This window comes from Companilactobacillus nantensis DSM 16982 (assembly GCF_001435815.1).
GTDB classification, from domain to species: Bacteria; Bacillota; Bacilli; order Lactobacillales; family Lactobacillaceae; genus Companilactobacillus; species Companilactobacillus nantensis.
Genome location: NZ_AZFV01000011.1, coordinates 53235 through 76216 on the forward strand (window position 1 = coordinate 53235; position 22982 = coordinate 76216).

General features: G+C 36.7%; 27 protein-coding genes and 1 tRNA gene. All 28 read right to left on the reverse strand.

What is annotated here, in order from left to right:
* Positions 1-5 precede the first annotated feature (5 nt).
* The 28 genes from FD31_RS06240 to FD31_RS06380 all read right to left on the reverse strand — a co-directional run bounded on the left by FD31_RS06240 (position 6) and on the right by FD31_RS06380 (position 22981).
* A complete protein-coding gene (locus FD31_RS06240; RefSeq protein ID WP_057891912.1) occupies positions 6-275 on the reverse strand; it encodes a hypothetical protein in 270 nt (89 codons plus the stop codon).
* Positions 272-1315, reverse strand: a complete 1044-nt coding sequence (locus FD31_RS06245) for a BppU family phage baseplate upper protein (protein ID WP_057891913.1) — start codon at positions 1313-1315, stop codon at positions 272-274. The genes FD31_RS06240 and FD31_RS06245 overlap by 4 nt, the downstream gene beginning before the upstream one ends.
* On the reverse strand, positions 1315-2022 hold the full coding sequence (locus tag FD31_RS06250; RefSeq protein WP_057891914.1) for a hypothetical protein: 708 nt from the start codon (positions 2020-2022) through the stop codon (positions 1315-1317). The genes FD31_RS06245 and FD31_RS06250 overlap by 1 nt, the downstream gene beginning before the upstream one ends.
* A complete protein-coding gene (locus FD31_RS06255) occupies positions 2022-4271 on the reverse strand; it encodes a prophage endopeptidase tail family protein (RefSeq protein ID WP_057891915.1) in 2250 nt (749 codons plus the stop codon). The genes FD31_RS06250 and FD31_RS06255 overlap by 1 nt, the downstream gene beginning before the upstream one ends.
* On the reverse strand, positions 4271-5200 hold the full coding sequence (locus FD31_RS06260) for a phage tail domain-containing protein (protein WP_057891916.1): 930 nt from the start codon (positions 5198-5200) through the stop codon (positions 4271-4273). Before FD31_RS06260 ends, FD31_RS06255 begins: the two co-directional genes overlap by 1 nt.
* A 15-nt stretch (positions 5201-5215) precedes the next feature.
* On the reverse strand, positions 5216-9673 hold the full coding sequence (locus tag FD31_RS06265) for a tape measure protein (RefSeq protein WP_057891917.1): 4458 nt from the start codon (positions 9671-9673) through the stop codon (positions 5216-5218).
* A 15-nt stretch (positions 9674-9688) separates the two neighbouring features.
* Positions 9689-9922: a hypothetical protein gene (locus tag FD31_RS06270; RefSeq protein ID WP_057891918.1), complete on the reverse strand. Its 234-nt coding sequence runs from the start codon at positions 9920-9922 to the stop codon at positions 9689-9691.
* Positions 9923-10017: 95 nt separating this feature from the next.
* Complete coding sequence (locus FD31_RS06275; protein WP_057891919.1) at positions 10018-10518, reverse strand: hypothetical protein; 501 nt, start codon at positions 10516-10518, stop codon at positions 10018-10020.
* Positions 10519-10585: 67 nt separating this feature from the next.
* Positions 10586-10867, reverse strand: coding sequence for a hypothetical protein (locus FD31_RS06280; protein WP_057891920.1), 282 nt, complete (start codon positions 10865-10867; stop codon positions 10586-10588).
* Between the two features lie 26 nt (positions 10868-10893).
* Positions 10894-11697: a hypothetical protein gene (locus FD31_RS06285; RefSeq protein ID WP_057891921.1), complete on the reverse strand. Its 804-nt coding sequence runs from the start codon at positions 11695-11697 to the stop codon at positions 10894-10896.
* Between the two features lie 47 nt (positions 11698-11744).
* Entirely contained in the window at positions 11745-12146 is a 402-nt protein-coding gene (locus tag FD31_RS06290) for a phage tail terminator family protein (RefSeq protein ID WP_057891922.1), read from the reverse strand.
* Between the two features lie 9 nt (positions 12147-12155).
* On the reverse strand, positions 12156-12635 hold the full coding sequence (locus FD31_RS06295; RefSeq protein ID WP_057891923.1) for a hypothetical protein: 480 nt from the start codon (positions 12633-12635) through the stop codon (positions 12156-12158).
* Positions 12632-12958, reverse strand: coding sequence for a hypothetical protein (locus tag FD31_RS06300; RefSeq protein WP_057891924.1), 327 nt, complete (start codon positions 12956-12958; stop codon positions 12632-12634). Before FD31_RS06300 ends, FD31_RS06295 begins: the two co-directional genes overlap by 4 nt.
* Positions 12951-13313, reverse strand: coding sequence for a phage head-tail connector protein (locus FD31_RS06305; protein ID WP_057891925.1), 363 nt, complete (start codon positions 13311-13313; stop codon positions 12951-12953). The genes FD31_RS06300 and FD31_RS06305 overlap by 8 nt, the downstream gene beginning before the upstream one ends.
* 12 nt (positions 13314-13325) lie before the next feature.
* Positions 13326-14411 carry a capsid protein gene (locus FD31_RS06310; RefSeq protein WP_147007308.1) on the reverse strand — a complete coding sequence of 362 codons (1086 nt, stop codon included), beginning with the start codon at positions 14409-14411 and terminating at the stop codon, positions 13326-13328.
* 16 nt (positions 14412-14427) lie between these two features.
* Positions 14428-15054: a DUF4355 domain-containing protein gene (locus FD31_RS06315; RefSeq protein WP_057891926.1), complete on the reverse strand. Its 627-nt coding sequence runs from the start codon at positions 15052-15054 to the stop codon at positions 14428-14430.
* Positions 15055-15179: 125 nt separating this feature from the next.
* Positions 15180-16151: a minor capsid protein gene (locus tag FD31_RS06320; RefSeq protein WP_057891927.1), complete on the reverse strand. Its 972-nt coding sequence runs from the start codon at positions 16149-16151 to the stop codon at positions 15180-15182.
* Entirely contained in the window at positions 16123-17808 is a 1686-nt protein-coding gene (locus tag FD31_RS06325; protein ID WP_057891928.1) for a phage portal protein, read from the reverse strand. Before FD31_RS06325 ends, FD31_RS06320 begins: the two co-directional genes overlap by 29 nt.
* A gap of 19 nt (positions 17809-17827) precedes the next feature.
* Positions 17828-19261, reverse strand: a complete 1434-nt coding sequence (gene terL, locus FD31_RS06330) for a phage terminase large subunit (protein ID WP_057891929.1) — start codon at positions 19259-19261, stop codon at positions 17828-17830.
* Entirely contained in the window at positions 19248-19832 is a 585-nt protein-coding gene (locus tag FD31_RS06335; RefSeq protein ID WP_057891954.1) for a hypothetical protein, read from the reverse strand. Before FD31_RS06335 ends, terL begins: the two co-directional genes overlap by 14 nt.
* Before the next feature lie 113 nt (positions 19833-19945).
* Complete coding sequence (locus FD31_RS06340; protein WP_025025091.1) at positions 19946-20149, reverse strand: hypothetical protein; 204 nt, start codon at positions 20147-20149, stop codon at positions 19946-19948.
* A 215-nt stretch (positions 20150-20364) separates the two neighbouring features.
* Positions 20365-20583, reverse strand: coding sequence for a hypothetical protein (locus tag FD31_RS06350; protein WP_057891931.1), 219 nt, complete (start codon positions 20581-20583; stop codon positions 20365-20367).
* Positions 20567-20872 (reverse strand): DUF2829 domain-containing protein, encoded by a 306-nt coding sequence (locus tag FD31_RS06355; protein WP_057891932.1) that lies wholly within the window; start codon positions 20870-20872, stop codon positions 20567-20569. The genes FD31_RS06350 and FD31_RS06355 overlap by 17 nt, the downstream gene beginning before the upstream one ends.
* Before the next feature lie 77 nt (positions 20873-20949).
* Positions 20950-21023 (reverse strand) — tRNA-OTHER (locus FD31_RS14100).
* A 532-nt stretch (positions 21024-21555) separates the two neighbouring features.
* Positions 21556-21999: an ArpU family phage packaging/lysis transcriptional regulator gene (locus FD31_RS06365; protein ID WP_057891934.1), complete on the reverse strand. Its 444-nt coding sequence runs from the start codon at positions 21997-21999 to the stop codon at positions 21556-21558.
* A gap of 113 nt (positions 22000-22112) precedes the next feature.
* Positions 22113-22526 carry a hypothetical protein gene (locus FD31_RS06370; protein WP_057891935.1) on the reverse strand — a complete coding sequence of 138 codons (414 nt, stop codon included), beginning with the start codon at positions 22524-22526 and terminating at the stop codon, positions 22113-22115.
* A gap of 20 nt (positions 22527-22546) precedes the next feature.
* Entirely contained in the window at positions 22547-22768 is a 222-nt protein-coding gene (locus FD31_RS06375) for a hypothetical protein (protein ID WP_057891936.1), read from the reverse strand.
* A gap of 12 nt (positions 22769-22780) precedes the next feature.
* Positions 22781-22981 (reverse strand): hypothetical protein, encoded by a 201-nt coding sequence (locus FD31_RS06380; RefSeq protein WP_057891937.1) that lies wholly within the window; start codon positions 22979-22981, stop codon positions 22781-22783.
* Between the last annotated feature and the right edge of the window lies 1 nt (position 22982).

A 22982-nucleotide genomic window follows, 5' to 3' on the forward strand; every position in this document is an offset into this window, starting at 1 on the left:
CTTAATTAAGCTGTAGTTGTGTCTAATGCATTTTGTAATGTATCAATTTTGGCTGAAATAGTAGCATCAGAAATTTTATCTGTTGTGTCCACTTTAGCAATTGAATCTTTAACTAATGCTTGTGCACCAGTTACTGTCATCAAATAGGCCGATGAATTGATAAAATTGTCAGTCTTATCAATAGGAAGTTTGACAACTCTGCCTGTTCCATCATCAGTTTTGATACCAATTGGGATACTCGTAACCAATTTGGCGACTCTATCTAAATCCGTCATTCGCTATCAATGCTCCCTTCAATAATTCCGGTCAACAGATCAACCTTTGATGAAATATCTTTATCAAGAATTACATCATTTACATTCACTTGAATTTGACCGGTATTAATCCCTAATTGAACAGCCGTGTTCAATCCATCTTTGGTAACCAAATTATCACCAGTAATTTGCTTTTCAAGTCCGTCCATACGAGCTTGGGCCACGTCAATATCAGTATTTAAAGTATCAAGTTTTTGCTTGCTTTGACTAACGAAAGTATCGACTTTACCGGTACCATCTTTTAATTCTTGATCTAACTTAGTTAGTGCTTCCTGCATAGTTTCATCAACTTGTTTGAGTCCTGAAGCTATGATTGCGGCGTAGGCGTTTAATAGATAGTTAATTTGGTGGTCTGCTGATGTCTCCATTTCTTTGATATGTGCTAATAAACGAACATATTCAGATGCATAAAACTCTTGCACAACAGGCATAGCCACATCATTAGCGATTACCTTAATTGAGAAATCTAAGGTAGTTAGAATCTTAGTTCTATCAGTATTTTCAATTACGAAATGAGCATTCTTGTAATAACCTGCTGATTGAGCAATTACTGCTGATGGTGTCCAATCAATGAATCCAAGACTTGCTTGTGTTGGATTAAATCCCTCGTCATCTAAAATGATATTGCCGTCAGCATCCCGGCCTTCAAAACGAATAAGATAATTATCCATTGGTACATTGCCATCAATATTTTTAAAGGTAATAGGTACATGTAACATACCTGATTGACCCTGTCTGATAGTTATCATTTGAAAGATACGTTTATTAGTTAATGTATCTAACACACTTTGTGGCATGTTGTGTGTACTCTCATCAGACGTATCTTCGTGTGGCAAATAAAAAGCCTTTGATCCATCTAGATAGAAAATCAAAGGCTGTTCCATAGGCAAATCTGTATCTAATGTTCGATATTCAGCTCCAACCGAGGGAACTCTATACTTAACACCAATATCTGGTTGAACATCGCTAGATGACATGTCTGTATTTACATTGCTCTCCATTAATTGTTCTCTCCCTTCTCATCTTCAGTATTCAAATTCTCAACTTTACCCTCAACGTTAGAATCCATAATTTTATCGTTATAATCTGGATTACCCGTAAAGCCTTTAGCAAAGTTAGAATTTGGTTGTGGCTTGTCACCAATGTAATGATTAATATTGGTGATTTGCTTTTGTAAGAAATCAATCTTCTTATCAACATCAGCTTTTGAGTAGTATCGTTCATCAATCAACTTAGAAATTGATACAGAAATTTCAGACAATTGATCATCAGTTAACTGTTTGAAGAAATCAATAATTTCGTTCTCATTTGATTGCTGTAACGCTTGATTTTTAAGCAACAAGTTAATGGCTTTCTCAATCGTTTCAACATTGTAATCATTTGAATGAAACATGCTTGGTCCAATCAACTCTTGGGTTAAGCGGTCTAAGTGGACGTCATTACCATCAAAACCTTCAATATTTTGAAGTTCTGGCAATTTTAATAGTGCTTTTAAGTCAACTAATTCAAAACGTCTAAACACTGTTTTACCAGCATTATCATTACCCAATATTTCAACAATTTGATTATTGTCTTTATCGATATATGTTGTGCCGGTTGCGGACGTTTTTGATACTTGATTATTTGGTAATCGACCATACTCGATCAGTTGCAAATCTTGATTTGCATAAGGTAAATAGAATTGCTGTGTCCCGTCATATCCTTGCATTAGCTTCCCTCCTTTGAATTATTTTGACTAGCTTCAAGGCTATTAACCTTTGCAGCTAGTTTTTTTACGGATTTATTTAACAAATCATTGTTTCTTTCATGCAGCTTTAATGTGCTAGCAACTTCAAAATTGATATTCTTCTTTGACATTTTCGAATTATCTAACGATATAGTCATTGGAGTATCTTTCATCAGTGGGTTACCGCTGATACCGTTCAAAGTAACCATTGTTTTAATACCAAGTGGACCAGCATCTAAGTAACTTGTGTCACCAATCTTCATGGTGTCATCTTGATAACTCAGGTTAACTGTCAATTCAATGACTGGTTCTGTTTGTAAAACTGAATCAGCGTACTGCTTCATCTGTTCTACTGTTTTGATTTGGTCATTAGTGATATCATCACCAATTTTCAAACCATATTGGCTTCTTGAAGGCGCATTGTAATAAAAAAACGGCTCAAACACATAATTTGTGTCGTCCGCCGTTGTTCCATCAGTTTGTCCTTGGTCTTCACTAGGTTCTACATCGTATTGACCACTGAAATCAAAATAACTTTGATCAACCCATTGATTGGTTGCAATTCGATAGTAAGACTTGCCATTAGCACCATCGCTCACAGAACCATTAATCATCCAACGGGAACCATTCATAACACCATGATTTAACTTAGCCTGCGGTGACCATGGAGAATCGTAGACAGTTGCTCCAAAAACAGTATTCTTAACCTCTGTGACAGCAACGTCAGTAGCACCGCTGAAATCTAATGCTGATTGATCAATCCAACCACCATCAATTTTGTACCAAGACTTACTTTGAGCACCGTCAGAAGCTTCGGCAGTTATCTTGTATTGATTACCATTTGAGACTGCTTTACCCGTTTTAGTTTGCGGTGTAAATGGTGAATCATACACATCAACTTCATCATCTGATTTAACAGTACCCTGACCAGTAACTACTTGAATAGTTTGATCTTCAGGCTTAATATCGCCAGGTTTATCAAAACTAATGTACTTTTCAGATACCCATTCATCAGTAGCAACAAAGTAATAAGTAACATCATCAACTACTTTTTTGGTAGTAGTAAGGAATGAGTCTCCGTTTTTGATATAACGTTTAACAGTGGTCATATCAGATCCTACAATAGGTGCCCCTTGTGGATTCATGGTTGAAACGGTTAGATGGGCATTACCAACTGATGAACTAACGTTATTATCCTTGCTAGTATCATCGTCAGAACTAGAATCACCATCAACTTTAATAGTTCCTTCGCCCCAAACTAAATCAATTACATGATTTTCGGGCTTAACAGCTCCCGGTAAATCAAATCTGACATGTTCAGAACTAATCCATGCATTAACACCAACTTCATACCAAGTCGTACTATCAATTGAAACCTGTTGGGCGATTTTATAAATGGATCCATTAACGAGAACTTGACCAGTTTTGATTTTCTTAGTTGGCGAACTGTAAACCGGTACGCCATTAACTGCTGAAATAACGCCTTTTGCTTCAGGACCAACTGGAGTAGCTGTCATAGATATTCCTGAGGAATCAACTACTGCAACTGCACCATCAGTTTGAGTATGCTCATTGTCTTGAGTAGCTCCATACAGCATTGCACCATTCTTGATTGATGTACGATCAATCGAAACTTCAATATCATTAGTGCTATACAGGTTTCTAAACGTTTTATTTGTTGGATGCTTGTAGGAAACAGCATCATAAATCATGACTGTTTTTCCAGATGGAAGCCATTTAGCTCCATAGCTATCAACCGCTTTTTGAACGGCATCAAGTCCGGAACAATTTCCCCAGTCAGTAATATCGACTTTAGGAAAATCACCAATCAATTTGTACGTGTAACCGTCAACATTGTATTCAGAATCGAACACAAACTTCATAGCTTCGTCTAACGAATACGTTTGACTACCACTATTAACCTTGAATTGTTTGAAATCTTGCATACCAAATATTTCGTGTGTGCATGTGACATCCTTAGTTGTTAAGCCATCTACGACCTTTTCAACTAATTGCATGACATTATACTTTTGACCATCAAAGATGATTGAGGCACCGTCCTGCAACATTTCAAAGGATAATGAAGTGTCTTTTGATAGAAATGCTGTGAAAGTAATTGAGAACGTCTCACTAATCTGCTGATCAATATTAAAGCTGCCTTCATCTAAGCAAGTCAGCCATTCTTCACTCTGGCCGTCGGCTGACCTTACTAATAATTTATGACTGGACATTAGTTATAAATGAAATAGAATTCAAAAGATACATCTGAATTTGATAAGCCAGAAATCTCAAATTCATTGTTACCTTTAGCAAGCGAAATAGTTCCGTGATCAGAATTAATACCATCGTTAGTCCCATTAATCATAGGATTAACACCATCTAAAATTAGTTCATCAGATGATGTTAAAACACGATTATAAGTGAATGATTCACCAGTAGTGTTATTAGTTAGGGTTGGCGAACCAGACCCTCTAATGTGAATTTTTAAGTAATGATGCTGTGCTAGTGGGTCAATATCGAATGAACTAGGATTATAAATAGAAAACTTCTTCTCTTTAGACTCAAAGGATATGTCCTTATTCGGAATACCCATACCATAAGAAAAGAAGTTTTTATTTTTATCAAATATTTCTAACGATGTGCCAACAGACTCACGAACGCCAGTATAGTTATTAAACGCAATTTGGAATGTTCCAGCTTTCTCATTGAAGTAAGTTGGAGCAATCGGCTTAGTAACCACACGATATTTATAGGTTGGTTCACGACTAAACACAATCCAGAAACCGCCACGAATCATGAAGAAGTTCTGTAATTCTTCAATCAACATTAAGAATTCTGATTCATTAGCAGCATCAATCATCCAGGTGCTAGTAATATCACGGCTATCATATGAGCCTGACGTCCGTGTTTGACCATCACGTGTATTAATCTTTTGCCAGTTATCTACCGGATTAGTCATAGGCGGATCATAGTCATAACAGTGAACGCCAAATAAATCTTCAACATCATAATATGACTTCCAATTAATACCATCAGTCGAAATGGCTACTTCAACAGGATCGTATGGCAGTCTTGATGGATTATCATGACCATTGCTAAAACCATATGCATGTGGCTTAGGATTGGTTAATGATTCATCTTTAAATACTTTTTCAGTCACACAACTATCTCCTTTCTATTGTCTATTGCCTTGCATGTAACCATAAACGGCTGTATCACGTTGGTTTTGTTGATTAAGGTTATTAGATGTTCTTGCTACATTTATTTCTGGAGCGAAGTTCTTTCCATTAATGTTGCTTAATAAATTAATAACTGTATCTAGTTTTTGACCAATATCAGATGAGATATTACCCATCAAATTAGACGACTTAAATTCCGGATGAAAGTCAGCCATTTTGTACATCAAATCATTCATCAGCGGGATTGCTGATGGTCTAGCAGGGTTAATAACTACTTCTGGCTCTCCTGCAACTTCACCAGCAACATTTCCATTGCCTAGGTATGTTGGACTATTTAGCCAACCGCCGTTAGCTAAGAAGTTAATTTGACGACCTGTACCAATTCGATTCCAGCCACCATTATGCATATAAGCGTTTGTGGTAGCCATAATCTGATCAACACCACTAAGGATATTAGTGTGACCGGGAACAGCGTATGCCATGAAAGTTTGCGGAATAAATTGAAGCAATCCCATGGCAGGATTACCAGCAGCTGAATTTCTATCTGAAATCTGTTGTCTAATCGCAGCATTACCACCAGATTCACGAGCAATTTCACGAACGTAGGCAGCGGCTTCCCAGTCAATCCCATTTGGTGGGTTGGCGCCCATATCTTGAAGTACCTTTTTAACAATTGGTAACCATGCTTGAGCGGCTTTAGGATCACCGGCAACAGATTGAGCTTCTAACTCTTTGTCTTTCAGTTTGTTTAACTGGTCTTTGACCCAATTAATTGATTGCTTAACGACATAGTGTCCAGCAGGTGGAGCAAATGTACTACCAAATTTAGTAGCTTGACTAATTTTAGAAGTAGCTTTGTCCCAGACGGAAGTTAAGTTTCCTAATGGGTCTTTCAAGAATGAAGTGATTCCTTCAAGCTTATCCTTGACCCATTTACCCATATCTCCAAGTTCACCCTTAATCCATGAGCCAACGCCACCTGCGTAGTGAGGTACAGAACTTGGGGCAAAACGTTGAGCAGTTTCAGCGGCTGGAACAACAGTTGCTCCTGGCTTCAAGTCAACCATGACATTACGCATTTTTGGAATAACTCTCCAAGGTTCTCCAGGATTTCTAAAGGCTTCCTCAAATACTGGTCCTTTTTGATCATTGATCAAAGCTGGTCCACCGGGGTGATATCCAACACCGCCGGCATATTTAATAGGTGCAATAGATTGAGCTTTACCACCAAAGAACTTGATAACGGTATTAATACCACCGATACCAGTATTGATAGCTTTAACTACTCCGCCCATGGCTGTATGAGCCCAGCCAGAGAACTTATCAAATATTTTCTTAAAGAAATCGCCTATGCTTGACCACATTGAATTCCAACTAGATTTAAAGCTTGAGCTAAATGATGACCACCACGAATTCATGCCACTTGAGAAATTGTTATACCATTTGGACATCCCGTTAAACTGGTTGCTCATGTATGAACTGACTTTTGACCATGTTGAATCCCAAGACTTAGAAAAATCAGAGCTAAAGCCAGACCACCAGCTACTCATGCCAGAACCCCAAGAATTGGCAGTCTTTTGAGCAGACTTAAATTGGTTGCTTAAGTCTTTGACCCACTTAGATTTCTGAACATCTTTAGACATGGTTGTCATTTGCTTAGAAACATTATTAGATGACTTCTGAACTGACTTAGACATGTCATTTGTTGCTTTCGACACATCTTTGGACATCTTGTTTAAATCGATAGACTTAGAAATTTTCTTCCAAGTTTTTTCCCAAGATTTTCCAATTGGGTCGAATATTTTAGTTAACCACTTAGTAAATCCTTGCCAGTCTTTCTTTAAATTTTTGATTAAAGAAGTCATTGATTTTTGCAAAGGTTTAACTAATGGCTTAGTAATCATCATCGCAAGTCCAACTGGTAACGCTAGCGCATAAACTGCTAATTTTCCAAAAGTTTTCATACTTTTGATCATTGATTTAACAATATCATTACCAATTTTGCCTGCACTTTTGACAATAGACTTGAATCCAGATTGAATATCTTTACCCAAATTCTTAACCCATTTTTGGACTGATTTACCAGCTTTAGTATCTTTTAATAAGAAGTCACCGATTCCAAGAAATGGATTAACCAGCGTTAGAAGTAATTCCTCTTTGTGCTGTTTCATCCACTTGATGATTCCTTGGCCCCACTCAACAGCACTATCAGTAGCTTTGCGAGCATAATATCCAGCTTTAGGAATTAAGCCTTCTGGAGGTTTAGCACCCCTGCCGGCTTTATTCCAGCCATCAGTAAAGTTTTTAGCTCCTTCACCAGCCCATTTACCTGCCATTCTTCCGAAAGTAGCTCCAATTGCTGCACCCGCAGGCCCACCAATCATAAAGCCAATTCCTCCGCCGATAAGTGATCCAGCCGCCTTACCAAAACCTTCAAATTTCTTTTCTGGATTTTTAGCTTTTAATGCGCCATAAATGTCAAGCCCAGCAGTGGCAGCAACACCAATACCAACTGCAGCAGTACCAATCTTTGCTCCTTTGGACATATCGCCAACATTTACTTTAGAAAATTTACCACCTTGAAATCCTTTACTAATAAACTGAAATAGATCACTGAATTTAGTTTTAGTTCCAGAAATAAACTCCAATATTTTGGCCTTGGAATCGCTTAGACCGGATATTCCAAATCTAAATACTTTTTTAGCGTTATCTCCCTCACCAATAATCTTCGTTAAAAGACCGCCTTTTGTTTTATCTGCAAGACCTACAATTTTTAATAATGGTGCAAATGCTGATTCAGACATTTTGAATGCTTTGAATCCAACAAAAGCTGTTGCTAAGGTTTTTATTGCAGTCTTATGTTTAGCTACGTTATCCAAAACTTTAGATAACGATTTTAATGGATCAGCATCATCTTTTGAATTCTTACCGAGAAGACCAAACGCCTTAGCTAAATCATTAAACATTGTAACAGTTGTGTCCCAAACACCCTTGACGAAAATACCAACAATAGTTCCTAAATCCTTAGCAATATCAGAAATAGTTCCTTTATGTTGAGAAAGATATTTGATAATGACAGCTACATACTGAGACAACTTAGCCAATCCATTTCCGGCATCGGTTAGTAATCCTTTGAATGCTGCTGAATTTAATTCATTAGCTATATCAGATAGGCCAGTAGTCTTTTCTTTAACCAACGGTTTCATCAACGTACCTTGAGCAGACAACCATCCTGACTTGATTCTTGCTATTGCACCTTCACCTGTTTTACCAAATGCTTTAAATGTATCTGATGAATGTGCTGCAACTTGCGTCATTGCATCTTCAAACTTTTGTGATGAAATATCACCATTTGAAACAGCTTTAGTCAGTTGATCTTGTGACATATTCAATGCTTTCGCTAATTCTCGTGGCAATGCTGGAACGGCCTTGGACATTCTCGCATAAGCCATAGTAGAAAGCTTGCCTGATGATTCAACTTTTGCATAAGACGAAGCCAAACCGTTTGCAGCATCTTCACCCTTACCGGATTCTATTGCCAAACTTGAAAATGCTCTAGTCAGATTTTGGGTAGTAGTAAAGCTACCAGTGAATCCATAAATTTTCTTTTGCAAGTCATTGATTGCACCAGCTGAAAAACCAGTAGCACTTCTTAGCTCTGCCATTGATCCGACCATGGCTTTAGTCTGTCCAGCAGAAAGCCCCATGCCTTCCCAGACACGGTTGATTTGCTCACCAGCTTCGACTACCTGTATACCATTCTTAGCAGTTGAAATCATATTGGTGGATAGTGCTTGCAAACCGTTTAGTACGGCTCCACCGACAAATGTACCGGCTAGGAATGACTTAAATTTTCCTGTTTTCTCTTTAGCAGAATTAACACGATCACTAAAACGTTCTAGTGCCGTGCTACCAGCAGACGTGTTAGCAGTAACCGTTGTACTGATATGATTAGGGATATCCTTAGTAGCATGAATAAAATCTTCAATAGGTGTCTTATGAGCGATGGCATCTAATTGAGTTCTAGCTTCTTTTGGAACCTTGTCATACCATTCTTTGAACGTACGAAAGCCAGCCTCATTGAGCTTAGATTTAAGTTCGGTTTGCTGGCTTTTTGGTAGTTTGTTTAAATCATCTTTCCACGTCTGAAATCCAGTCCGCTCAATATTGGTCTTTAGCTTGGTGTATTGTTCCTTAGGTAAAGCCTTCATATAGCTGTCAAAAGTATCAAATCCGCTTTTTTCAGCCATAGCATTCAGCTTAGTTTGAACATCTTTAGGAAGTCCTTCTAGCTTTTGGTGAAATGAAGTGATTTTCATCTCATCACCAGTTGCTGAAAGTTTGATGTTCTTATCTTTTAAGCCATCTTGGGCTTGCTTAATTTTATTAATGATACCAGTAGCATGATCTTCAGCATTAAAGTTAATAGTTTTAGTAACAACAATATCAGACATTTATTTACCTCCTTTCTAGTCATATAAGGCTTGTGCTAGCCTCATCAACTTATTTCTGTGAGAAGGTGCAGCTTTAACTTTTGTATCTCCAAAGTTTTTAGCCAAATCTGAAATATTTTTAACATATGCATTAACTTGATTTTGTAAATCAGTGGTATCTTCGACAAACGCAACTGGCTTTACATTAGCTGAAATCATCAAACTATCGTTTAAGGCATCAGCTCTAGCACCTAAAGCGCCCTTACACAACGCTTCATAATACTTAGGCGTTAGATCAAGTATTTCATCAATATTAGTAATGCCAATTATTCGTCTGGCATTCTCAATCAGTTTTAAAACATCTATTACTTGAGATTTAGACGTGCCTCTGACTTCTTCATTTGTTCTTTGGCTTGATTGATTGTTTCTTGCAATTCCTTCAGGCTTTCTTGACGGTCCTCTTTTTCCTTCTTCGTTAGTTTTTGAGAATCGTCTTTCGATTCCTCGTCTAATACTTTTTGCATTTGCTCGATCATAGTATTTACGCGTTTCTTCCATTCGCGTACTTTTGAAGTTAAAAAACCTGCATTACACAAGCCATTAAGGATCTCATCAGTTAGTGAATGAACGTCATCAAAAGCATCTTGTCCATCTAATTGATCAGCTACTTCTTCCATTGATAATTTCTTGTTAGAAGCAGCAACACCAAATTTCAAAATAGCATCAACTTGATCAGTAATGAGTCCGCCCAAAAAGCTATCAAAATTATCAAGTTGCTTATCTTCATCGTCCCCAACGATATTCTTATACAAACGATAGTTATATTTGATATCTAATTGCTTGTTATTAGCTTTCAGATTTAGCATATTTAAAACTCCTTTGATTAATTAATCCGACCGCCACCGCTCATTGAGTGAGTATGCTCTTTAGTTACTAGTCAGCTTTGACTGCTGCGCCATCATTTGTAGCTGTTGCAGATTCATCAGCTGGAGCTTCTGGAGCAGGTGCTAGAACTGTGAATCCTTTAACATCTACTTTTTCTGATTCCTTTAAAGTAGTAGCATCCTTGAACGCTGCTTGATAATCACCGTCAGCTACAACAGTGCCTGCAGCTAAACCAGTAATAGTTGCTGATTTAGTACCAAGTTCACCTTCGGCTACTTTAGTACCATTCTTGTCATAAATTACCAATGTTTCGTTTGAACGGTCTGCCATAATTTAAATACCTCTTTAATTTAAATTTATTTTGTTTCTACTTTTGCACCGCCATTTGTAGCTGTTGAAGTTTCATCACTTGGCTTATCTGGAGTAGGTGCTGCAACTAGGGTGCTATCAGTTGCACCAGCTGGAGTATTTGGACCAGCAACATCTTCAGTAGTTCCTTTTTTGTTAACGAATAGTGTTTCATCATCAACAGTATTATCAACAAAGTTACCGTCATCATCAGTACCTTGGTCAGTACCAAGTGAATAGTTGTAGAACTTATTCATCTTGTCGAATGTGCCGGGCTCAAATGAACTTTCTGGTAATTCAAACCAATTGCCATCATCATTGAAGTCACGTTCCATACCTTCAACTTCAATGGCAAGATTAGATGTAAGAAATCCACCTAACGCTTCTGTATATGGCAATGCCGGTAAAATAGCATGTGAATATTGAGCACGTACTTTTCTATTTGGCTTCTTCCCGTGCATTGAGCCAAAATCAATTCTCCAAAGGGCAAATCTTTCATTGTTATCCCAGATTTGTCTAATTTCAGCATGTAAATCAAATCCATTTGTTTCCTTTGGATAAATACAATCAACAGTTCTTTGTTGATTTGGAGCACCAGTACCCTTCAACGTACCATTCTTAAGTTGTGTAGCTTGTGATGTACGTGTGTTAGTTGCTGATGTTGCGCCTTGCATCCCTAATAGTTGAATCTTGGCAGCAACTGGCCATGACATGATTCGCTTAAAAGCATAAAAGATTTTGTCAGCTTCAATGCCTGTAAAGGAATCTTGACCATATCCTTTGATATCTGAAGTAGTTGTTTCGCCAGCCATTTCTTTTCCTCTTTTCTATAATTTTGATAAAAAATAGACATCTATTTTTAAATGAATGCCTTTTCTGTAATGTAATAATCGATTGTTATATTTACGTGCCAAAGCGATTGATCAGTTGAAGTGTCAGTCGTTTCAGTCTGATTAAATGCAAGTGACGTGCAAATATAATTCGATAATCTTAAATATTTTAAATATTCACGAATGCTGAAACACGTGTCCATCATAAGCCCATGATCATTATCTTTAATGTCAAAGTAATCAATATAAAGCGTATATGATGAGCGTTGTTCATTCTTAGAACGTTGGCTATTGCTGGTTGTACCAGTTGAAACATTGATTTGAGGATAATCTGTATCGTTATCAACAGTATCATCAAATACTGGTACATCAGTAATAACGTTCAATGTTTGAATTGCAGACGTGACTAAATCACGTTGTGGTGAAATCAATATCATCACCTACTTAATTGAATTTTCAATAGCTTCCTTCGCATACTTATCTACATCGAGTGCAATACCCGAATCATGCATCGGATGTTGAGCAGGATAATTCTTGTTCTTCAAGCCATTTTCAAATGCTTGAATATATTCATATCCTTCTTTTGATTCAGCATCAGCATAGACATCAGATGACATACCGTCTTTTGAAGGATGCTTTGCTACTGATTTCCATAAATTACCATGACCTTGATAGCCTGATTTTGAATGATATTGTCTTTCTCTAATAAGCTTTTGAGCACCATCAACTTCATCATTTGCTATCTTATCTACGGCTTTAGGAATATTGTTTTTCAATCTAGCCTTATCTTTTAGAATCATTTCGGCTAAATCAGAGTTACCAGACTGTTTAAGACTTCTAGCCATTTCAGTCATGTCATTTTCATAATTATTTGTAGCTTGAATGCGCACAACTGGTACATGTTCATTATCCCAACTCATGGTTTAACCACCGTCCCAGTGACATACATAGTAGTTCGATTACGATGATTTCTGATTTGATTAACTGAATATTTAGGTGATTGAGTTTTCTCATTAAATTCACCATCAAATCCAACGAAGTCAGCTTTTTCAGGTGAATTGAATCTAATTACCCATGACTTAGCAAACTGTCTTCCAAATACATCTATTTGCTGTTGAGCACCATTCAATTCCGTTACTCTTGCGCCATAATATTTAGTGGCAACCAACTCTTTTGTGTGGTCTAAAGGTGAACTATTGGACTTACTTACTTCACGAACCAAATAAATAATAGGCCTAATCAAACGTCATCACGCTCCCTCTATGATCATTCTCTTCCAAGCCGTCCTTATACTGATTAAGCAAATCAAAATAAGGCGATAAATCGGTGTCTTGGAATGTCAATGACATCCCTTCTTCCGAAATGGACTTGGTACCTTCGTAATTCTCTTTATTCAAGGCATTTTGAGTAACCTTTTGAACAATAACAGTTAACTTAGAATCAATCTCATCAACATCTAAGTACAATTTGATTTCGTCAATTGCGTTATCAATATAGATTTTAATTCTAGGAATCCTAGGGTCTTCTTCTTTTAAATCATTAAGAACTTCTATACTAGACAGAACTTTATCGGTAACACTTGGTGTATCTTCAATCATACAATCACCTCATTATTTAGTTGTTGAACCAGATGATGTGCTGCCTGATGTAGATGTATTTGTAGTTGAGCCCGTTGAGCCTTTCTTATCCTTAGAATTAATCTTTTTAACAACATACTTAGAATCAATCTTAAATTTGTAAGCAACAACACCAATTTTTCTTGGATCCATGACCATTTGATAAAGTGGATCAGTCGCATCTTCTAATTTATTAACTGTCATTCCCGTATATGGTTTAGTAATATCCCAGCCTAATCCATTTACGTGCATTGAAACAATACGACGGTTAATCAAAGCATCTTGACCACCTTTTCCAAGCGCATCACGTACAACTTCAACAGCATTCTTACTTGCTGGAGCTTGTGAATAACGAATGGCACCAGGCGCATTGATATACATTGTTGTTGTCCCATCGTCTCCAAGCTCAATAGAATCATCTTCTGTAATAGGAATACCATTGTAAGTTTGAATGTCAGTCCCACCAACTGATGGTTGCACGTCAGAGATAAGATTTTGCTCTCGCATAGCTAAAATTGTAGCGGAATTAGCATTTAGACGGTTCAATGATGGAGAAGTAACATCACCCATTCTTGCCAACGCTGCTAAAAAATCACCTGCTGATAAGTCCTTAGGTGTATCAAAGCCAAATGATTTAGCTTCTTTCATATCATCAAGTAAAAATGCATTTTGTAAAAGCGCTAGAATAAATCTTTCGTCTTGATTATTCCAATAACTAGAGAATCTAGATGATACTCTGGCGGATACTGGAGCACCCGAAACTTGTTGAGAAAAGTCGGTTTGACCAAACGCCTTAGCTTGATACATCTTGATAGCATTGTGTTTGTCACTAGTGATATTTGATACCTTAATATCTTCAGTATCATTCCAATCTTGTGGATCACCATCTAAATCATTTAAAACTGGAATATTCATAATTTGACCGGGGTCTTGAAGATGTGCCCCCATTTCATCATCCGATGTAACAATTCCACTTGTTAGTAAACGGTTTGTTTGAGTTGAATCATTGTTAATATATTGTGCCCAAATTTCAGGAATAACTAGTTGACCTAAGAATGTAGAGCCAGTAAATTGTGGCATTTGAATTTCCTTCTTTCTATTTATTTAAATAATTATTTTTAATCAGTTCAGGATTTTGCATATAAGCCTCAGTTAATTCATCAATGCTCATCTTGCTTAAATCCTTATTTACCGTTGTGCCTTGACTGCCAGTAGCAGTTTGAGGTGAACTCTTACCTTTTAGACGTTCTTCAACACTTTCTTGCACGGCTTTATTGAATTCAGTTTTGACACTTTCAAGGTTTTGTTGAGTTTCGTCATCAGTAGAACCAACGAACAATTTTGCAAATGATTGTGGTAATCCCTTTTCAGCAGCGATTTTACTAGCACTATCAACTAAAGCACGGCGGTTGTTTTCTTCTTGCAACTTTGCAATTTGATTTTCAAGCTCTTGAGTATGAGCATCTGATTTTTCTTTATCTGTCATATTTGCTTCAGCGTCATGTTTAGCAATTGCTTCTTTAATCAAATCTGGAATATTTCCAACCTTACTTTGTAAGTCTTTAATAGTTTGATCAGCACGAGCTTTTTCTTTAGCTTTGCCTGCGCTAACTAATTGATTAACTTTTTCTTGTTGCTTATCATCGAACGCTACTTCTGATTGATTAGGTTCATTATTTGTATTTGATTGTTGCAATTGGTCTTTATTTTGATTAGGGTCCATAAGTTATCCTCCCGTTTTAAGCCCGTCGGCTTTAATTTCCATTTAGAGTCCGTCGACTATATCCATGGCTCTTTAGTGCCTGACACACGTTTGAAGGCATAAAAAAAGACAAACTTTAAAGTTGTCTACAATTTGTCTAATTCATCTGTAACATCATAATCACTTGTATCCCAATCATCATCGTTATTCATTTCAATAACAGTACATTGACAATTTGGATGCATTAAAGGAAAGTTAACACCTTCTTCAGCATCTTCAACGTTGAAGATTTTTCCATCAAGATCATCACAATCAGCACAAGTGTTAACTGCCTCAAGCGATATATATTTGTACTTGCTAACGCCTCTTGACTGAAAGTCTTGCAGTCTAGTTCGATTCATTGCTTGAGCAGTAGCTGTTCTAATTAAACCTGCTGCACGTCCCATCTGACCATCAGTAGCTTTGTCACCACCAGTTAAAATGTTAGAAATTTCATTCTTCCAATTCAAAGAATCTTTAGGACTTTTAGCAGCTGTTTCAGCCACATCACGAATTTTTCTAAGTGTCTGCATAGTTTGCTTATTGATTGATGAAAACATGTCAGAATCAACGTGATTGTCTAATGTAGTATTTTGAACTGACTTATAAATGATCGCATCTACATTCTTACTTTGCTCTGAAATGTATCTATTATTTCTAAGAACTTTAGTTGCATACTTATACGTTGGAGCAGTAACAACATCAGGAATGTTTTCGGTTGATACACCTAAATGAATCTTTTGAGCAATCGACTGTCTTACAACATCCCTAGTGATATTTGCCATTAGCATGTCACCATTGGTTTTTAGACTATTACCGCCATATGCAATTTTTATAAGATTCTGGTCGTCAGGACTAGCGTTATAAAAAGTATCTTTTAAATTAGATAGAAAATTAGCAATCTCATCAGGACTAGCCTTTGCTGTCCACGATTTGTTAGCTCCCATAAATGCATCGACATCATTAATGACCTTAGATTGAGTATCGCGATACATGTGCTCTATCTCTTTAACTCGCTCATCCTGTTTTCCGTAAACTTTTTGAGCTATTTTAATCGCTTGATTCTTCGTCAGTTTCATCAGAATCTACCTCTTTTGAATCGGAATCATTTTGTTCTTGAGCATTGTCAGACTTTCTATCAAAAACTTTGTCATAAGGATTACTCTTTAGAGCTTCTTCAGTATCATCCTCATTACGCTGCTTTTCAGATTCATAACTAACACCAGTGATTGGTTCAATTTGTTCAAGGATAGTTTGATCAGAAACCTTGCCGGTATTAACCAAAGCTGTGACTGTCTGCATGATCTCCGAATCATTTTTAGGAAGATTAGGTGTATATATTGGATTGATATTCTCGACCATACTTGCATTTTTAATAGCGTTTAACTTCTGCCAATAATTGCCTAGCAAACGCATACGACGCATGATTCCTCTAGTATATAAAGATTCCTGATTGGAACGTTCTTGATCACTGCCCCATAATTTATAAGACATTGCAACACCCGACGCATTTGATGCAAAGTTAGCATCGCTTGTATCAGGTGTATTTGTGTCCTTATGAATCTCCATATTCAATGCATCAATATAGAGTTTCCAGCCATCAGAATTCAATTCTTTAGTTAGATACGATGCAGTAGGTTGAACAACCTGGCTGTTATCATTGATACCACTCTTAACTAGTGCTGGCTTTAACCATATCTTGCTTTGATGAGTATCAATTTGAGGCTTCTTCTTATAAAGAATATGTCCATCTTCATCTTTCAATGGTTGGCCATCAGCGCCGACCCATGGTGTTTTAGGAACATCAATATCACCAGTAATCATAAGCATTGCATTGCTAAAGTCTTCTTGTGAGTTTGCCATTTCAGACTTACTTTTATCGATTGCATCAATGGTATCAAGCTTATATTCCCAGTCACCCATACGTTCATCATTATTAATATATTCAGTGATTGGAACACTACCAAAGCTATGCTCTTCACTTCTTAATAATGTTAGTTGTCCATCATAATCAGACGTTGGCTTGTAATAGTAAATATGATCATCAGTATAGATAACTGTGTACCAATAATCTTGCTGATTAAAGTTGACGTTGTAATAATAAACGGCAAATAGTGAATGTTGTTCCATGCTAGAATCGTAAACCACAAACGCATTAGCAGGGTTCACAGGTCGTAATGCCACTTCGTTGGTATTCTCACGTACATACATTAATTCGTACGCACGTCCCATAATTGACAGGTTCTTGCCCATAATTTTTTCATGATATGATTCATCATTCTTAGAATTAAAATCAGCAATCAAATCATTGAGCTTATCTTCATCATCTTTAGATGTATCAGAATCTTCGTTATATTGAAACTTAATAGGATTACCAAAACGATAACCAGTTTTAATTGATGTAATAAAGTGAGCAAATCCACTAGCAATACGATTATCTGCACGGCTTTCGGGCTTCTCACTATTCCAATAATGAATGTCGTTATCGCCAATATAATAGCGGTACAACGTCAGTAAACGCGGTACTTGCAGTGCTTGATGTTTCTCAATGAACTGTGTTGCAACTTCTCCAAGCTTGACAGGATCATCCTTCACAGCATCAAATATTTCTTCAGGCATTTTGTACTGTTTGTTTGATTCAAGCGAGAAACGTCTGCCACTTAACATATGAACCGTTCGCTGATTTGGATATGGAAGGCTTGAATAGTAAGCCATCGGGTTGTCTTCTATTGCCATTCAATCACTCTCCTTTCGTTTAGAGTCCCAAGCTATCTAAGTAATCAGCTTGCTCATTAATTGACGATGCTTGAGTATCTTCTTGCATTGCCATGACTGATTCAGCAACACCCGTTAAAGAGTCAGAAGCATCATCATGCAGGTTCTTGCCAGCCCTTTGATATTTCTTAATAGCATCAAAAAAGACCGGAAAGCGTGACTTCCAGTCTTCGGGATAATACACGTGTTCTTCTACCCAGCTTGAGTTAGATAGAATACGTGCATCTTTATTTTGTCCATTATGAAACCAATTTATTACTGTTCTATTGGTTCCGTATTCATTTCTAAGTTTGCTATCAACTTGACGTGCGAATCCTTTACCACCATTGTTTGATTCAATACGTGCCATATTAACGTGATTACGATAATAGCTTTCGGTTACAAGCTTTTCTGTTACTTCCATGGGTTCCTGTGTCATAACCACATCTAAGATGTATGGTTCTTGATTGTACATCCCGTATACGATTGATACTAAGTAGTCAGAACCTTCGTCAGCAGTATCACAGTACGCATATATGCCATTAAATTCTGGTTGTTTAGTATACGTATTAAACTTCTGATATAAGGCACCCTTTAAGTCAATTGGTTCTTGCTGATAGTTAGCAGCTGCTATTTCAGGTGACATAACAGATATTTTACGTTTGTATTCAGCATAAGAAAGAACATCGTCACATAGCATTGTTCCATCGTCTTGAAGAGCCTTCATATTGATGTGTTTAACTTTGAAACCAGCCTTAGGCATTTCAGTTAACACACGTCCAGCTAGATCGCCTGATGCCCATCTAGTCATAATAACTAATACTTTGCCACCTTTTTCAAGACGTGAAAGCATTGTATCAGCATACCAACGATATATATCATCTAATCTGTTAGCATTATTGGCTTCTTGAGCTGACTTAATAACATCGTCAATTATGATTAGATCAGCACCAAAACCAGTAGCAGTACCACTTGGAGATGTAGCCAAATAGTTATTAGTTTGATTACCTTCAAGGCTCCACATGTTCATTGCAGCATCACCATATTTAATATGTGTATCTGGGAAAATATCGTTATAAACTAAAATGTTCTCATCTGCTTTAACTTCTTGAATAGTATTACGAACTGACTTACTGAACACTGTTGATAAGGTCTCATTATAAGAGCCTGTCATAATTCTAAACGTACTGTCACGTCCTAATATCCATTCAACAAAGTTGGTTGCTGTGAGTGACTTGCCATGTCTTGGAGGCTCGTTAACAACTAACACCTGATCATCACTCATTAAGAATTCTTCCAAGTCATTGCATAAATCAACTAGATATTTGCGATTAGATTTATAAAATTCAGGCATTCTTAAATGACAGAAATCAAAAAAATGACGTCGTGCTAGTTCAATCTTTGCACCACGTTTAATTAATTCACTTTTGTTCATGAGCGAGCTTCTTCAATTCATCATCAGTTAAATTGGCATATGGATTGTTAACATTTAAGCCACCGGATAACTCAGTTTCATGTTTATCACGCCATTCTTCAGGCTTACGATTCTTTAACCAGAAAATAGCAGCAGTCGTATCAGGTGGAATATCTTTTTCAACTAAACCTAGTTTGATGCGTCTGGTTGTCTTTACACCTTTGATGGCAGCATCTTGAATCTCCTGCTTAGATGCATCTGGGTGCTTCAACTTCCATTTGTTTTCATAATCACGTCTTCTAACGTCAATTAACTCATCGTCAAGCGGGACTACCTTATATTGTGTCTCAGTGGCTGTGAATCCCTTGGCACGCTTGAATAGAGCATTCTCAATCTCACGATCAACAACGGACTTTCCCTTTTTTAGGGACTCCGATATCTCCGATTGCTTCTTTTTCCACTCATAAAGCGTAGATGGAACAATCCCAATATTATGGGCTATTTGTTCGTCAGTTAAGCCATCACGTGCCCAGCCTTCTAATTGAAGTAACCCTTCGGGAGTTATCCATTCACCAATGTTTGACTTAGCCAACATCATCACCTACTTTCTTGGCTTAGGTTTTTCTCTCTTCTTTTTCAAATCACGATCTAGATCACCAATCATCTTAGCTTCTTCCTTAGTCATGTAACCAGCCTTTGTGTGAATCATCTCAAGGCACCTACAATCTTATCTTTTCCTTCCTCATCCGTTAAATAACAATCATCAATATTAGGAAGTGTTAATTGATAAAGCTGGTCATCAACCATATGTGATCCTATCGAAACAATTTGCTTAGGATTTACTAGCATTTCATTATATTCATATCCTTCTCCTGATTCCGCTTCTTTGTAAACTGTAATATTAATCATGTTTGCACATCCTTCTAAGCTCTTTCTTAGCTTTGTGTTTTTTAACTAGCATAACGATTCCAGCAGTTCCATAGCACAAAATAAATAGCCCTAACGCAATTAGCATTGGACTAAATACCCACAACCAACTCCAATTAATAAATCCAAAGACTTTGGCAGCTGCGAATATTAAAGAGAGAGCAAATAAAAACCACGTATAATCTTTATCATCAAATTTAAGCACGATTAATAAGAACCTTTCTATTACCGTTAAAATCTTCATGATCAACAATTTTTCTATGTTCAAGTACATGCATCAGCTGATCATTAGCATCATCATTAAGCCCTAAAACTACTTTGAGATAGTTATTTCCACAAACATCACTACCGCGAATTAGATTAATAGCTCGCTGAACAGTATCTTCATTAACAAACAATTTAATTACATTGCTCATTTTCGATTACCTCCCAATCATCAGACAGCATATCTGTTTGACTGGCTAACCAACCTAATTGAATTTGATTAGATGTTGTTTTAATTGCTAGCAGATCAGAAAAGACGTTGTGATCAAAAAGAACTCTAAATAAATTTGAGTCAACTCTATCAAATGTATAATGCGGTTCAATTGTTCGACCTAGTGTTTCACCTTTAACTAAAAACACAAATTGATCATCACCATTCCAATTAGTTCTCTTCAACTTATAGCCTTGCTCCATTAATTTAATTGCTTTGTCAAATTTCATATTTTCCTCCAAAATAAAAAGCCGATAGGAATTAACCTGTCAGCTAGTGGCGTACTAGGTACGCGTTCTATTTAATATAGTGTGAGTGGGATTCGAACCCACGGTTTATCCCTCTACTTAAAGAGCGCTTCAATTAAGAAGCTACCACACTACTATTAGCCTTAGCGGTAACACGTCTGTCCCCTCATCCTCGCGGTCTCACCTACGTACGAATAGTAGGAATAAGCTTCACGGCTAATATATAAGTATTCATCAGACAGATTCGTCTATGCTAATACCATGTATGACTATGCTCATTATCTTAAAAAGACTGTTTTCATAATCATCTAATGCGGATATTCGGAATCGAACCGAAATACTAAATACTAAGTGATATTTCAAAATAAATTAAAGGAGTTTAAAGTGGCTACGTTAGTTTGCATTATTATCGAAAGTTTTCTTGTATTTAGGGGAATTCTTGATGTATTTAGCATGTAATCCGGTATTACTATCCGCGTAATGTGGCTGACTTTATCATCATCAGTCACAAGGGCTAAACTTTTGTTATTAAAAAGTTGTTTTTGGTTTGTAGTTTTCCTTCTAAATTGCTCCTTTTGTAGCGGTAGAGTAACCGCATATCTGATTCTTTCAACGATACCAATATTACTCATATATGCTCCAAAATTCATACGGAGTTTATACACTCAAACTCCACTTTTTTCAGTCTTAATCATATTTACCTCCATTTGATAGTAATCACTGAACGCATCAGCAAAATACAGCATTGCAGCTCGCTTACATTCAAAGTATCTTGATGTTTCATAATTAACTGCATCGAGTGCTCCAGTATTGCCTTTACCATACAAAAAACATTTTTCTAAGATTGTTCTAAACTTATGATCATCGGGGCAATTTCTAACCACCTTATAAGTAGCCTTAACTAAATCCATTGCCCATAATTGACCCATAATTTTGTCCTCCTGAGTATTTCTAGCACTGCCACTAGTTCCAACCGTATCAAAGCTAGGCGACTGTAATGACGAAATATTCATGTGCGAACGAGCTTTCAATCTTGGAAACTCATGCTCAAAGTAGTATTTAACATTCTTTAGTGTTTCTTCCTCATTTAGTTCTGGAAATAGTCCCATTAATACAGCCCCCATAGTGATATAATTGATTTGCTGGAACCAATTAATTAGCTACTCACTTTGTGAGTGGCTTTTTTTATTTGATCTATTTGAAAGGTCTATTATTTTTTGCTTTATTCATCGTCTTCTACCTCTTCCATAAATGGCACAAGTCTTGGATCAATAGCAACCACTTCATCACGTGTGAACTTAACTTTCCAACCGTTAAGCCCAAGCCTGTTATATAATTTTGCTCCACCATTTGGATTGATGTTTAGATAAGACTCTTCATCTCCAGCAATCAACTGTACATAATATTTTTTAGGAACTATAAACGTAGCCTTATCAGTATAGAAATCTAAAATATCCCTAATAATGGAAATTCGTTCGTCTGTATCAGCTGCATCATATTTATCCTTGATGGAACCACATTCAGTATTTGCTGGAAAATAAGTTATGTTATGTAACAAGTCATTACAACTCATATTTTTTTTGGTATATTCTAATTCTTTTTGTTCATCCTTGCTATATCCTTTTAAAATTCTCATATGTTTATCCTCCAAACAATTTAATTGCTTTCTGTATGTCTCGTTCCGAATCCATTCTTATTTCTTCTAGCATTCAACGTCTGCCACTCATCGTCTTCTCTATATAATTTTTTACCGATCCTGTTATTTTGACGTATTATGTCTTCTATATAAAAAAGCTCTTTATGCATAGCAGCTGCTATTTCTTTATTCTTATATCTATTTTCACGCATTTGATAGACTGCTAAATTATCATCCGTCATAATTAATATCTCCTAGAATGGTGTAATGATTTTCCAAATGATGTCATTTTTTTCACCCGGACTTAAGTGTCGTCTGGCTTGTTTGAAATCTGGCTTCCACTCATTTATTTCAACTGCATTTTTAGAAATATATGCGATTGTTTCTTCAATATCACGATGATGTTGCTCAAATATATCCTCTACAAAATCCTGATAAACATCTGCATAATTCATA